This is a genomic window from Gracilibacillus saliphilus, from assembly GCF_010994085.1.
Taxonomy (GTDB): Bacteria; Bacillota; Bacilli; order Bacillales; family Amphibacillaceae; genus Gracilibacillus; species Gracilibacillus lacisalsi.
Genome location: NZ_WJEB01000020.1, coordinates 1 through 14,953, shown reverse-complemented (window position 1 = coordinate 14,953; position 14,953 = coordinate 1). Strand labels below are relative to the sequence as shown.

Below are 14,953 nucleotides of genomic sequence, written 5' to 3'. Positions count from 1 at the left end.
AGAATGGATAAACCCTCATAACGAGAGTTTATCCATGTTCTATCATTATCTAGTAAATGCTGCTGCTACCCCACCATCAACAGTTACCATACAACCTGTTGTTTTTGCTGCTTTTGATGAAGCAAGAAAAGCAACAGATTCAGCAATATCCTCTGGTAAGATATTAACGTTTAAGATCGTACGTTTACGATAATGTTCTTCTAAATCGTCTGTACCAATACCATAGGAAGACGCACGTTCCTTCTTCCAAGAGGAATCCCAAATCTTAGATCCTCTAATAACAGCATCTGGTAAGACAGAGTTAACGCGAATACCTAATGCACCACCATCAGCAGCAACTGTGCGAGCTAAATGCACTTCCGCCGCTTTGGCTGTACTGTATGCCGCAGCATTTTTGCCAGCATAAATCGAGTTTTTCGATCCAATAAATACCATGTTACCACCAATTCCTTGGTCTTTCATTAATTTGAACACTTCACGTGCGACAAGGAAATACCCTGTTACTAAAACGTTAATATTTAAGTTCCATTGATCCATCGTTGTTTCTTCGAAAGGACTAGAGCTTGCTAAACCTGCATTATTAACTAAGATATCAATACCGCCATACTCACGTACAGATGCTGCTATCGCTGCTTGTACTTCTTCTTCTTTTGTAACGTCCATTTTCACCGCAAAAGCACGATTCCAACCATATTTATCGTTGATTTCTTTTGCTAGATTCTCAGCACCTTCTAGGTTGATATCAGCAATAACCACATGGGCACCATCTTCAATAAAACGATATGTTGTAGCAGTACCGATACCACCAGCACCTCCTGTTACAAAGGCAACTTGACGAGAAAATTCTGTTTCTGGTGGTGCAAGGCTTAGTTTATAGAGCTCTAAAGGCCAGTATTCAATTAAGTATGATTCTTCTTCATTAAGTGATACAAAGTTCCCAAGAACTGTTGCCCCACTCATAACTGCAATTGCACGGTGATAAAGTTGTTCACTAATGTTTGCCGCTTTCCAGTCTTTCCCTGTGTTGATCATACCCAGACCTGGAATTAAAATAATACGAGGGGCCGTTTCCATGATTTCGTCGCCTTCATTCTTATTCCGTTCAAAGTACGCGACATATTCCTCTTTATAGGCTTTAATGCCTTTTACAATTTTTTCTTTTAATAAATCGATATCACCTGATTGTGGATCCCAGTCAATATATAATGGTACTCGTTTAGTATGAACAAGGTGATCTGGACAGGCTGCTCCCACCTGAGATAACTGTTCTGCATTTACACTATTCACAAATGCTAAGACATTGTCATCATCATTATAGGTTGCTAACATTTGCTTATCATTGCTAACTTGTCCGCGCACAAGAGGCATTACTTCTGCGAGAAGATTTTCACGTTCTTCTTTTACTACTGACTGATATTTTTCACCACCAAATAATGTCTGACCTTGTGCTTTTTGGTTAATATAACTTTCTGCTTCGTTTATGATTTCAATTGTTTTATTGTAACTTTCCTTAGACGTTTCTCCCCATGTTACCAGACCATGTTTCTCCATAATCACTAATTCTGCTTTCGGATTATCTTTGACACCTTCTGCAATCATTTTAGACAGCTTGAAACCGGGACGAATATACGGTACCCATACAAAACGGTCTCCATAAATTTCTTCTGCTATCTCTTTTCCATTATCTGCACAAGCAATACTAATGATTGCATCTGGATGTGTATGATCTACCTGTTTAAACGGTAGAAAAGCATGTAATAATGTTTCAATAGATGAACGTGGATGCTTGGAATCTATCATACAATGTGATAAATATTCTACCATTTCCTCATCAGACATATCATCACGTTCAAGGAGTGGGCGGATATCATCCATCTTGAGTCCGGTAAAATTATGAGCTTTCATCGTTGCCAGGTCAGAGCCGCTTCCTTTTACCCACATTACTTCAATGTCATCGCCTTTGAAATCTTTTTCCATCGTCTTAGATGATGTGTTTCCCCCACCGATGTTAACAACTGCACGATCTGAACCTAATAGATTGGAACGGTAAACTAATGATTCTAATCCGTCACCTTGTGCAACCTGACTGTCATTCCATTTGTTTTGTACCACTGCATTTCCTCCTCAACATTTTTGTTTTGTTTTATTTGTTTGGTTCTGCTTTGATTATACTACAAAACAAAAATAAATCAACACAAACAAAGATTAATTATCCGCTATTTCGTTTAGATAATACTTTATTCTCGTAATCTTTTACTTCCTCGAGCCATTTTTCTTGGGCGGGTACTTCCATCTGTTCACAATAATAATCCCAAATAGCACCGAATGGATATGTTTTAAATTCTTCTAATAGTGCTAATCGATCTGTGAAATTGCCTTCTTCTTGTAATTGTTTTAAATAATCGTTAGGTAATAGTAATGCATATAGTAATGACTTGATCATATTTCTTGTACCAATTGTCCATGCTGCGACACGATTAATACTAGCATCAAAGAAGTCCAGACCAATCATGACCCTATCTAGTGCGTCGTTACGAACAATTTCAAGCCCGATTTCGCGGAGTTCATCATCCAATATAATGACATGATCACTATCCCAACGAACTGGTCGTGAGACGTGCAAGGCTAATCTTTCACTAAATAAAAGCATGGCAGATATTTTATTAGAAACCACTTCTGTTGGGTGGTAGTGACCACTGTCTAGTAAACAAAGCTTGTTGTTTTTAAGAGCATATCCCATGTAAAATTCATGGGAGCCAACAACATATGCTTCAGATCCGATACCAAACAACTTACTTTCTACTGCATCAATATTTAACGACTCGTCAACATCCGCCGCAAATATTTCATCTAATGATTCTTTTAGACGCTTACGTGGTGTCAGTCGATCGCTTGGAATATCTTTATACCCATCCGGGATCCAAATGTTCGTTAATGCTGGTTGACCTAATTCTTTTCCAAAATATTCGCCGATTTTGCGCGACCTGATACAATGTTCGATCCAGAAATCTCGAATCTCTTTGTCAGGATGTGCAAGTGTTAAACCATCTGCTGCTTTTGGATGGGAAAACAAGGTAGGGTTAAAATCAAGTCCTAAATCGTGTTCTTTTGCCCATTTCACCCAGTTTTTAAAATGCTTTGGTTCTAATTCATTACGATCTACCTTTTGTCCATCTGTTTCTGCATAAATCGCATGTAAATTAATTTTATGTTTTCCTGGAATCAATGATAATGCTTTTTCCAAATCACTTCGCAATTCTTCTGGAGTTGTTGCTTTGCCAGGATAATCACCAGTTACATCAATTCCACCTGACAATTCTTGCTGTTCTACTTCAAATCCGCCAATGTCATCACCTTGCCAGCAATGAATCGAAATCGGAACATTTTTTAACCTTTCAAAAGCTTCTTCTATTGATATTCCCCATTTTTCATACTGCTTTTTCGCTGCTTGAAAGTTCTCTTTTACACTCATGCCTTTTCACCTCTTATTTGAAATTTTTTAATATTAAACGATTGATTAATGATTTGCTTTGACTGTTCCATGGAATCGATTTGACCAGTGGCCATCATTTGAGCTAATAAATTTCCAATCGCTGTAGCTTCACCCGGTCCTGTGTAGATTGTTTTCTTACTCACTGCCGCTAGTTTTTCATTCATATAGTGGTTCTTACTACCACCACCTATGATATGGATGGATTTATACGTTTTCCCTGTTAACGCTTCAATTTCTTTTGCTGTATGATGATAGCTTTCTACTAAGCTATCAAAAATACACTTTGCAAATTCTCCTGCTGTTTCCGGAACTTGTTGATTAGTTTCCTGACAATAATGTTGAATCGCTTCTTTCATGCTTGGTGGACTTAAAAAACGTTGATCATTGACATCTACTTGTGATGTGAATGATGATGCCTGGTAAGCGAGTTCTACAAACTCAGCAAAGCTATATTGATCATTCCATTCGCGCTTAACTTCTTGGATCATCCAAAGCCCCATGATATTTTTTAAGAAGCGGATATTTTTATGAACGCCACCTTCATTGGTGAAATTATAATCAAAAGCTTGTGGTGTACTGATGGGTTCATGATGTTCAACGCCCATTAAAGACCATGTGCCTGAGCTAATGTAAATCGTATCTTGAGCCGGTACTGCCATGACTGCAGAGGCTGTATCATGTGTGCCAGGTAAGACAACTTCTAGATTAAAGCCAAGCTCTTCTTGTAAGTCTTTTGTTAAGGAACCAATAGATTGTATAGGATGACTAGGTTCAGAAAATATATGTGCAGGGATGTTTAATTTTCTTAGGAAATCTTGATGCCATGTTTGATTCGTAGCTTTTAACAGTTGGGTTGTCGTAGCATTGGTGTATTCATTTGTTATTTTGCCAGTAAGTAGATAATGAAGATAGTCAGGAATCATCAAAAAGTATTGTGCTTTTTCTAATATGTCCGGTTTTTCTTTTTGTAAGGCAAATAGCTGATAAATTGTATTAAATGGTTGAAATTGTATGCCTGTTTCGTGATAGATGTCTTTTTGATCGATAAGTTGAAAAACCTTTTCCATTACCCCATCTGTCCGGTGATCACGATAAGCAACTGCGTCAGTGATTCTGTTTTTGCCCTGATCTAGTAACACAAAGTCAACTGCCCATGTGTCAATACCAATGGTTAAAGGATGAAAATGTTGTTCGACACTCTTTTCTAAACCGGTCTTGATTTCTTGAAATAGTCCGTCAATATCCCAACACAAGTGGCCGTTTTTCTCTTCCATCTCATTTTCAAACCGATGGATTTCATCTAATACTAGCTTGTTATGTTGAAGATAGCCTGCAATCACACGTCCACTCGAAGCTCCAATGTCAACGGCTAAATTACATTTTTGCAAGTGATTCACCCTTTCTTTGTAAGCGATTTATAAATTTATCATAAAGGAATTATTCAGAATAATATATATCGAAAATTACAAATTTATTGTCCTTTTTTGCGAATAAGGAAAAATTTAACCAAGTAAAAAGCCCGATGAGTTAGATGAATTCAAACATCTACATCATCGGGGCTTCGTTGTACTCATTTTATTATTTTAATGCATATGCTTGTTTACGTACTTCCCATAATCAGGGACGGCAATTTGGTCAAATTCTTTTACTAGTTTTGCTAAGCCATTCGTTAATACCTCACCAGTCATCGGTAAGCCATGACCAGTTACAGCAATGTTAGGATTCAATTGATCTAATTTTTCCACTGATCGTTTCGCAGCTTTCCAATCAGTGGTCAAATATCGTGGTGGACCACTTATTTCCTGTTGTTGTGTAAGTACTTTATAAAGATTCTCCTGTTTAACGGTTACAAATGCATCTCCTACTAGTAAAGCTCCGTCTTCTTCTCTAAACAGAGAAACATGTCCTGGGGTGTGTCCAGGAGTATGGATCCATTTAAAGCTGTCCATATGCGGAATAGTTCCGTCAACTGGCAGCATTTCAATATGGTCACCTAAATCAATCGGTTCATTGGGAAACATGGGGGACATTTTTGCTATCATCCCACCTTCAACAGTAGCATCTGGTTCTGGATATGCTTTTTTTCCTGTTAAGAAAGGTAATTCTTGCTCATGCGCATATACAGGGATATCCCAATGCTTAACTAGTTCCACAACAGCTCCAACATGGTCAAAGTGACCATGCGTCAGTATGATAGCTTTCGGTCTGCTATCAGGTCCGAAACGCTCTTCTGTAACCGAAATAATCTCACTTGCTGAATCCGGCATCCCTGCATCTACTAGAACAAAGTCATTTGATTCTGGATTTCCAACCAACATAATATTGACAATTTGAATCGTGTGACAAAGTACATCTGGTAATACTTGTGTACTTATCCCACTTCCTATGGACGTTGCAGGAATATGATGATAATCACTTCCGTAATTCATTTCTTGATCCATATTTCTATCCTCCTGAATGAATAGTTGATTTCATTTTATTGTTCCATTGATTCACAATCATATTTATACAACTATAAAAAACATCTAGTTGTAACAAAAATCAGGCATAATTCGACCAAATTTAATTTGATAGATACTGCGAAGTGATGAAAACTCTGTTTGTTCGAAACTAAATGCACAGTCACTTATGAAGTAATTTTGACACATATCCTAATCATAATTGCCACTGCGGCTGCCCCCTTCCCTTTCCGTGGGGTTTGCCCTTCCGCTAACTTTTTCGAGCCAAAACCGCTCGACAAAGTGGATCTTCAGTCAAACAGGTCCCACAGGAGGGGAAGTGGGCGGCCTTCGTTAAGATATGCTCCACAACTCTAATCCGAAATCAACTGGTCGATTTCTCCAACATATGTAGCATAGGGTACAACTATGCTAAAGGGGTATTCACAGCCGATTAGTACTGTAATAAAACAGAGAATTTAGTTCCATGATTTCATTTCTTTCTATAAACAGAGAACAAAAATAGCGTAGGGAGAATACGGAGACTCCTGTGGGACTCACGAAAGCTGAAGATCCAATTTTGCAAAGGTAGCTAAAAACCGCCCATGGAAAGCGAAGTATTCTGGCAGAGCGGTTTGTTTGCACTCTTTAAGTCAATAATGGAAGAGCAAATCATCTTTAGTTATCGTTACTGCTCCGTTTATAGATTCTGTGCACTTTTATTGCTTGTTATGAAAAAATGCAGTTAATCTTCTTTGATTAACTGCATTTTATAAGCTTTAGGCGTCATACCGTATTTCTTTTTAAATAGGCGATAGAAATAGCTAATATTCTCATAACCCACTTCTTCGGCAATGGATTGCATTGGTAAATCACTATGCACTAATAAGTTCTTGGCTACTAACAGGCGTTTTTGCTGAACCAAATCTTTAAAATTTTGATTAGTTAATGATTTGATTTCTTTACTTACCCAGTAAACCGTTTGGTTAAAACGATTTGCTAATGATTGTAAATTGGCTTCTTGATAGTGTTCTTCGATGTAGCGAAATACTTCAGTTAAGAAGGCGTGTTGTTCGGATTGAATAGTATTTCGATTTGTTTGATTTTGTTGTTCGATCAACTCAATGATAAGTAATCCCATTAAAAATTTAATTTTCGACTTCGATAAGATCGATTCTTCCATCATTTCTTTTAATAATTGCTGCATAATGTCTTGAATACGGTCAGAATTAGAGACTGGATAATATAAATACTCACCTTTTTGGCTAAAATCAAAAATACTATTCATGAGAAAGTAAAGCATTTGACTCTGGACAAATCCAGTAGATAAATTAGATAGAATATAATCAAAAAAGGCTGGGTGAATAATAAAGTTGATAACAATATCATTTTCTTCACATGCAGCTAACTCATGTTCGATATGTTGATTTAATAGCAGGATATCACCTTGCTTTAAAGTAATTGGCTGATCAGCTACCTTTTGATGAAATTGACCATGGAAAACATAATTCATTTCAATATAATCATGAGAGTGTCTGGGAAAATTAATATATCTGGGGTGTTTGCGAATCATGATCAGGTCGTCTTTTAAAAACTTTTCACTTTGGATAACGAAATCCGATGTAAGATCTGTATATATTTGTTTATTAACCGCTTGATTTCCCTTTAAAATCGCAAGCTCTTCTTCTGTTTCCTTCATTAGTTCCTTGTATAAGAACGTATCCAAGTGCTCCTGCCCCCTTTGAACAAAAGTGGGACAATTCCCAGTCCCCCATAACTCATTGTCATATAGATGGATTTAAGAAAAAGGAAGCGCGGTTAAGTCGCTTCCTTTTGTCAAATTAATAATTGGAAAAGTTGTTCATCTTTGTTAATTTCGATGTAAGTAAAGCCTTTTTTCTCCATGCGAGAAATGATTTGATGGTAGTCTTCAGCCTGTTGGAGTTCAATCCCTACTAGAACAGGTCCCTTGTCACGGTTGTTCTTTTTCGTATATTCAAAGCGGGTGATGTCATCATCCTTACCTAAAACCTCATCCATGAATTCACGTAATGCGCCGGCACGTTGAGGGAAATTCACAATAAAATAATGTTTAAATCCTTCATAGATTAAAGAACGTTCTTTAAATTCCTGCATACGATCGATATCATTATTTCCACCACTAACGATACATACGACATTTTTCCCTTTAATCTCATCACGATAGTAATCAAGTGCAGATACGGGTAATGCTCCTGCTGGTTCAGCTACGATTGCATTTTCATTATATAAATCTAATAACGTTGTACATAGCTTACCCTCCGGAACAACTGCGATATCATCAATAAATTCTTTGGCAATGTCAAACGAAATATCTCCAACACGTTTTACACTGGCACCATCTACAAATTTATCGATTTTATCCAATTTGGTCACTTCGTCTTTTGCTAGGGCTGCTTTCATAGAGGCTGCACCTTCTGGTTCAACACCGATAATTTTTGTGTCTGGACTAATACTACTTATGTAAGACCCGACACCAGAAATTAGTCCACCACCACCTACAGCCATAAAGACGTGGGATATTGGCTCTTCCATGCTGTCCAATATTTCCAAACCGATGGTACCTTGCCCTGTAATGGTTCTCGTATCATTAAACGGATGGATAAATGATGCATTATGTTCGTTGCAATATTCCATTGCTTGATCAAAAGAATCATCAAAGGTGTCACCAATTAAACGGATTTCCACAAACGGACCACCGAAAAATTCAACTCGGTTTACTTTTTGACGTGGTGTTGTACTAGGCATAAAAATCACACCATTTACTCCTAAAGCTTTACAGGAATAAGCAACACCCTGTGCATGATTCCCAGCACTAGCACAAACCACTCCATTTTCTAATTCTTCTTTTGACAAACCTTGCATCAAATTATATGCTCCACGAATTTTAAATGAACGGACAACTTGTAAGTCTTCTCTTTTGAGATAAACATTACAATCATATTTATCAGATAAAATGGGATCGCGTTGCAACGGTGTTTTGACGACTACGTCTTTTAGTACTTGATTTGCAATTATGATATCTCTCACTTGAATTGGATTGACTTTTGTACTCATGATTAGAACCCTTCCTACTTCGATTGTTAGATTTATACTAACATAAAGAAGCGGAATAGAAAATATATTTATTCGTTTATTTTTCTTGTTTTTAGCAGACTAAAATAGCTACATCCGTGTTTTGTACTGTGATTGACTGAGTTACTTGCTTACCTTGTAAACAATCCTGATAGACTGTGCCCTCTTCTAAAGCAACCGTCACGGGGTCAGTATTATGGTTAAGAATAAACAAAAATGTCTTATCATTTGCTACTCGCTCTACGATTTCTACATTTTTTGGTGCCTCTAACGGTGCCTTGACTTCTAATTGCTGTAAGATTCCGTTTATTAATTGATCAAGGTACTCACCTGATGGATTGGTGCCAACATAAATTGAGCTTCCTTGTCCATATCGATGAATCGTAACTGCAGGCTTGTCCTGATACCAATTTTCTTTATACGTGGCTATTGCTTTCGCTCCTTCCAGTTTAATTATATCGGCCCAAGTGTCGACAGTGAATTTCTCTCCATTCGCAACAATTGTATTTATTTCATCATTTGCCATTGGAGCAAATTCTTCCACTGTTAATCCTAACAGTGATCGTAATGGTGCAGGATATCCTCCTAAATGGATATGGTCTTGTTCATCTGCAATACCACTGAAAAAACTAACTATTAATGTTCCGCCGTTTTTTACAAATTGCTCGAAATTGTTTTCCTCTCCGTCGCGAATCATATATAACATTGGTGCCACTACAAATTGGTAATCAGCTAGGTTTCCATTGGGTTCTACAAAATCAACCGCAATATTCTTCTCATAGAATGAGCGGTAATATTGGTAGACTTGATCTAAATAGGATAAACGGTTATGCGGTTTTCCCTCATGCTCCACAGCCCACCAATTTTCCCAATCAAAAACAATCGCAACTTGTGCCGTACCTCGTGCTCCTACCAGTCCATCCAATTGTTTTAGTTCATTCCCTAATTGTTTTACCTCTTGATAAACACGACTATTTGGATCATTGGAGTGGGGAACCATGGCACCATGGAACTTCTCTGCTCCGGCCTTTCCTTGACGCCATTGGAAATACATGACACCATCTCCGCCACGAGCTACAGTTGAATAACTCCACAACCTCATTTCCCCAGGTTTTTTCGTCAGATTTATATCACGCCAGTTTACATGTGATGTTACCTGCTCCATTAAGTAAAAAGGTTGGCCATTTTTTAAACTGCGCATTAAATCATGATGCATTGCATGTCGGTAAGGTTTTCCTTCTCTCGGATCTGGATACGAATCCCATGTCACTAAATCCATTTCTTTAGCCCACCCAAAATAATTTAACGGCTTGAACTCATACATAAAATTAGTAAATATCGGTATATCCGGAGTGATCTCACGTAATACCTCTTTCTCTATTTTATATAAATCAAAAATAGCATCATTCATAAAGCGTTTATAATCTAATTTTTGACTAGGGTTATAAAAAGTAGGCAAATTAACCGGAAATTGAATCTCATCCCACTCATTATAGCGCTGGCTCCAGAAATTCGTTCCCCATTTTTGATTTAAGTTCTCTATTGTCTGATAACGATTTTTTAACCATTTGCGAAATGCTGATAAGCTTTCATCACTAAAACACTCTGCTAAGTGACAACCATATTCATTGTTAATATGCCACATTTTTAATGCAGGATGGTCTTTATATCTATTGCCCATTTCCTTAACCAATTGTTTAACTGCATATCGAAACCGCTTACTATTAGGTGAATAATGTTGACGAGAACCAATTTGATAAGGTACTCCATTTTCTTGTACGGCTAACACCTCTGGATATTCTTTAGACAGCCAAGCTGGTGGTGAGGCTGTTGCTGTCGCTAAAGAGACACCAACTCCGTGCTCGTGTAAAATATCTAACACTCTATCTAACCAACTAAAATCAAACTTACCTTCTTCTCGTTCCAGTACGGACCAGCTGAATATGGCTACAGAAACAAGGTTTACCCCTGCCTCTTGCATTAACTTAGCATCTTCTATCCAAACATTTTCATCCCATTGCTCTGGATTGTAATCTCCACCAAATGCAATACTAGGCATAACTTCTTCTATACGTTTAACCATTTTCAACACTCCTTCAATTATTCACATTATGTATCAACTAATACGTACATCTTATAAGAAAACGCTATCATAATCAACCAATATTAATTGGTTAATCCTTCATGTGCCAAAACAAAATGCTGATTTTTCCATAAACTAATACTATCCTAGAAGGAAGATGGTGAGTACTTTGGTTAAACAGCAAAACAGCTTACTTGGGTCTTGGGAACAAGCAATTGGAACCGTATTATCTGCAGTAGGAAATACACCTTCCATTGCTCTTACTTCTGAAGTTAAAGAGAATCTTGATTTAATTGGAAATGTAATGCAAGCAACAGGCAATGCGCTCTTGGTGGAACATTTTTCTTTAGAAGAGTTAAAAAGCTTAGGAAACGAGATTCAAGCGATAGGAAATGCAACAGAGGTAGTTTCATTGCATTTGCCAGTATCAGTTAGCAGCAAAAAGCTATTAAACATACAGGGAGATATTCTTCAGGCGCTAGGAGGCAGTATTAATTTTGCTGAGGAGTTGCACAAAGAGCTTACAATAGAAGTAATATACAGTGCATTTGGTAATTTACTACAAGTAATTGGTAACAGTTTGCAAGCTCTTTCTACTCAAAATACAACAAAAGCAGGAGAATTAAACGCTATTGGGAATTGGATTCAAGCCACTGGTGCTATTATGACTGCGGTTGCGGAAACGATTCAATAGTTTAAGACTTCTATTATGTTCACAAGGAACCTGATGAAACGTATCAGGAATTTATCCGAGTGATATATTATTTAGGGTTTATCCTAAGAATCGTCCCCGCCGGATCTGATATCCAAAATCCCGCTGAATGTTCATGAATCTCTACTTCATCGCGTCTCGGTATCTTCACCTTATTAAATAATTGTGAGGTTTCCTCTAGCCGACTCGACTTAAGTTCCAACCATACATCCTGTTGTGCATAATTTTCCATACAATCAAGCCATAGGGTGGAACTTCCGAATTCAAAAGCAACTGAATTTGCTTCTGTACCTTTATGAGGAAGACCCAAAACATCTTTATAAAATGCTACCGTTTCTTCAAATTTATATTTTGGAATTTTAATGGCTATATTATTTCCCCCTTCAATTTTCATGATTAACCTCCTCAAATAAATCTAGTTTATTTCCGGACAGATCTTCAAAACCAACCCCTATACCTCCTGGTACTTTCACGGGCTCACCTTCAAATTTTACACCGTTTGCTTTTAAATGTTGATATGTGTTATGAATATCATACACCTTAAACATAAGTAAAACTTGTTCTGCAGCTTGTCTACCTACAAGTTGTTTTTCCTCAGCAGTAACCGCTTCTATCAACTCTATAACGATCTCACTATTTGCTCGTGGCGAAACTGTCAAATAACTCCAATCATCCGTAAATTGAGCTTCATCTCGTATGATGAAACCTAACTTTTCCGTGTAGAAAGCCTTTGCCTCTTCTTTACTTTTAACAAAAAGAGTGATTTGGCATGTACTGTTTATCATAGAAAACTCCCTTTCTCATTATAAGCTAATTCTATTTATAGCACAGAGTGAGCCAGTCGATTTCTTATTTTTTGCTTACTTAACCTGATTCTATAACGCCATAATGAAATAATGAGTTTTTTCGTTTATATTGTGTAAAACCATAGTGTTGAAAGCGTTCACTTTTCCAATGATCTTTCAATACTACACGACGTCTAGCTACTCTTCGTGCTTCTTCCAACACTAAATTAGTAAGGTCGTCTTCCAAAGCTTTTGCCCTAATTAGATTTAATCCATTCGAAGCATCAATCGTTTCATGAAACATCGGGTCAAAATATACAACATCGAAAGCATTAGGTTTTTGCTGTTGTAAATACTCCAGATGTTGAACATGCTTCACCTCAATTCTCCTCATGGCTATATTAAGCTTTTCATTAGTGCTGATTAAATGCTGTAAGCCTTCATTTACCATAATATAAATGGCTTTACTACCTTCTAAACCGGTTACTAAACCATCAGAACCTACCGCCAAACTAGCTATGATACTATCTGATGCCAGTCCTAATGTACAATCTAACACAGACATACCCTTTTCCAATTTTGCTGTTTTCACAAATGGATCTTCTTCTTTACGTAGTAGCCGTTTTGCCCGAACCATTGCCAAATTTGGGTGGAAAAAGAGATTCGTTTGCTCTTCTAAGGGACAAAGAGATAATCGATCTTTTCCTACAACTATGACATCTTCTTGATAATCAGCTTTTAATTGCTGAATCGAACGTCCACTTCGTTCTATATAGGGAATTTGATATTTAGTAGATAATTGTTGTGCACTTTGAATTAGTTTAGGTGCTGAGCGACCTGCAGTAGTTAAAATCATCTAATACTTCCTATTCTACTTGTTTTTTTCATTATACTATAACTATTTTTAGAACATAATAAAACGGTCTGATGAGTTAATTTTCTGCTATTTTCATATGGAAGTTCGTACCTAAAACGAAGGGTCGTACATTGGAAGAATTGGAAAGTTTTATTTAAGAAATAATTCTATACGGTAGAGAAGGAGTTTCTATCGAATAGACCTTACCTAATACCTAATAAGTATCAGGTGAGGTCCATTTTTTCACTACTTTTTATACAGTGAAACTATAATCAGTGGGGTTTTCCAGGCGTTTAGCATCGTGATAAAAACAAAGCACGTAATATCCCCCTATTTAAGAGCGATATGTATTTCAATTTCACCACTTGGTAGATACTTTTCAAAATCAACGGTATATCCACGTTCAAGCTCATCTGATTCCTCTAATCCCCATATCTTTTGCCATGTTTTTAAAATCCCTTCTTCGTCTGATGACGCTACTTTAAAAACTTTATAGTTCGATTGATCTGGTATCACTATTTTTCCATTTTCAGCATCCTCAATTCCTACGCCTATCGAATAATCACCTTTAAAATCACTTTCATAATCAAAATAAACACCATACACAGTATCGCTTTTTCCTTCTAGACTTCGATAAGCTTCCTTCCACATATTTTGGATTTTTTCCATCATTTGATCATCATTAAAATTATTAGTTCGAATACTAGTAAGTAATTCAATTCTCATTACTTCAACCCCTCCATAAAATAGTAATTATTACTATTACGTAAGAAAGAACCAATTAGTTTCAGAATTTCCAACTTTCTAGAAACGCACCACCTTACCTAATAAATTTTTTATCCCCCCTCTCTTATATGAGTTCAATTCGAACTTTTCCTTGATAAGAATCCCGAAAGAAGGATTAAAGAATAAGCGAAAAGCAACCAAGACCCAAAAACACCATCAAGACGAGGATCTAAATTCACAAAGATATCTTCAAAATAAATTAGAACTATAGCATCAATTAACATACCAGGTAAAGCTATTAAAATTGCTGCTTTCACTTGTTCGGTTGAATCTAAATTTTTATACCGATAAAGCAGTAGAGTGAGAGCTAATATTAAAGGAATAACTAGAATATACGTTACTATTAATAGGGTGTAATTTTCTGAAGTGAAAAAATATTGTCCTGCAAACCGAAAAATAGCTGAGGCTCCTAGCCAAATCAAGACACCCCACAAGAGAAAAAACACCTATATCACTCCTAATTGATTTTTGTGTTGCACCAGATTTGATTCTATTAAAAAGGAAATATTTCATCCATTGCACTTGTTATAGTCATAATATACAACGTAGATGGTATCGCTTCTTCCTTCCAAACTTTAATAAACTTCTTCCTTTCACATATTTTGGATTTTTTCCATCATTTGTTCATCATTGAAATTATTAGTTTAAATACTAGTAATTGAACTACCCCCACTTAACCTCCTTTC

General features: G+C 36.8%; 13 protein-coding genes. 1 reads left to right on the top strand and 12 read right to left on the bottom strand.

Annotated elements, in window-relative coordinates; all coding sequences use genetic code 11:
- Positions 1-45 precede the first annotated feature (45 nt).
- From GHT08_RS13445 to GHT08_RS13415, 7 genes are all read right to left on the bottom strand, one after another.
- On the bottom strand, positions 46-2,112 hold the full coding sequence (locus GHT08_RS13445; RefSeq protein WP_163581910.1) for a bifunctional aldolase/short-chain dehydrogenase: 2,067 nt from the start codon (positions 2,110-2,112) through the stop codon (positions 46-48).
- 97 nt (positions 2,113-2,209) lie between these two features.
- On the bottom strand, positions 2,210-3,472 hold the full coding sequence (rhaA, locus tag GHT08_RS13440; RefSeq protein ID WP_163581909.1) for an L-rhamnose isomerase: 1,263 nt from the start codon (positions 3,470-3,472) through the stop codon (positions 2,210-2,212).
- Positions 3,469-4,881, bottom strand: coding sequence for a rhamnulokinase (gene rhaB, locus GHT08_RS13435; protein WP_163581908.1), 1,413 nt, complete (start codon positions 4,879-4,881; stop codon positions 3,469-3,471). Before rhaB ends, rhaA begins: the two co-directional genes overlap by 4 nt.
- 195 nt (positions 4,882-5,076) lie before the next feature.
- Positions 5,077-5,934, bottom strand: coding sequence for an MBL fold metallo-hydrolase (locus tag GHT08_RS13430; protein WP_163581907.1), 858 nt, complete (start codon positions 5,932-5,934; stop codon positions 5,077-5,079).
- 742 nt (positions 5,935-6,676) lie between these two features.
- Complete coding sequence (locus tag GHT08_RS13425) at positions 6,677-7,657, bottom strand: AraC family transcriptional regulator (RefSeq protein WP_163581906.1); 981 nt, start codon at positions 7,655-7,657, stop codon at positions 6,677-6,679.
- Between the two features lie 110 nt (positions 7,658-7,767).
- Positions 7,768-9,027, bottom strand: coding sequence for a threonine ammonia-lyase IlvA (ilvA, locus tag GHT08_RS13420; RefSeq protein WP_163581905.1), 1,260 nt, complete (start codon positions 9,025-9,027; stop codon positions 7,768-7,770).
- A 91-nt stretch (positions 9,028-9,118) separates the two neighbouring features.
- Positions 9,119-11,128 carry a beta-galactosidase gene (locus GHT08_RS13415; RefSeq protein WP_163581904.1) on the bottom strand — a complete coding sequence of 670 codons (2,010 nt, stop codon included), beginning with the start codon at positions 11,126-11,128 and terminating at the stop codon, positions 9,119-9,121.
- 160 nt (positions 11,129-11,288) lie between these two features.
- Between GHT08_RS13415 and GHT08_RS13410 the strand changes: the two genes are divergently transcribed.
- Complete coding sequence (locus tag GHT08_RS13410) at positions 11,289-11,822, top strand: DUF6944 family repetitive protein (RefSeq protein ID WP_163581903.1); 534 nt, start codon at positions 11,289-11,291, stop codon at positions 11,820-11,822.
- 67 nt (positions 11,823-11,889) lie between these two features.
- On the opposite strand, the gene GHT08_RS13405 is transcribed toward GHT08_RS13410, so the two are convergent.
- The 5 genes from GHT08_RS13405 to GHT08_RS13385 all read right to left on the bottom strand — a co-directional run bounded on the left by GHT08_RS13405 (position 11,890) and on the right by GHT08_RS13385 (position 14,713).
- Positions 11,890-12,234 carry a VOC family protein gene (locus tag GHT08_RS13405; protein ID WP_163581902.1) on the bottom strand — a complete coding sequence of 115 codons (345 nt, stop codon included), beginning with the start codon at positions 12,232-12,234 and terminating at the stop codon, positions 11,890-11,892.
- Positions 12,224-12,625, bottom strand: coding sequence for a VOC family protein (locus GHT08_RS13400; RefSeq protein WP_163581901.1), 402 nt, complete (start codon positions 12,623-12,625; stop codon positions 12,224-12,226). The genes GHT08_RS13405 and GHT08_RS13400 overlap by 11 nt, the downstream gene beginning before the upstream one ends.
- A gap of 79 nt (positions 12,626-12,704) precedes the next feature.
- Entirely contained in the window at positions 12,705-13,481 is a 777-nt protein-coding gene (locus tag GHT08_RS13395; RefSeq protein ID WP_163581900.1) for a class I SAM-dependent methyltransferase, read from the bottom strand.
- Between the two features lie 330 nt (positions 13,482-13,811).
- Entirely contained in the window at positions 13,812-14,207 is a 396-nt protein-coding gene (locus GHT08_RS13390; protein ID WP_163581899.1) for a GyrI-like domain-containing protein, read from the bottom strand.
- Between the two features lie 134 nt (positions 14,208-14,341).
- On the bottom strand, positions 14,342-14,713 hold the full coding sequence (locus GHT08_RS13385; RefSeq protein ID WP_163581898.1) for a DUF5367 domain-containing protein: 372 nt from the start codon (positions 14,711-14,713) through the stop codon (positions 14,342-14,344).
- Between the last annotated feature and the right edge of the window lie 240 nt (positions 14,714-14,953).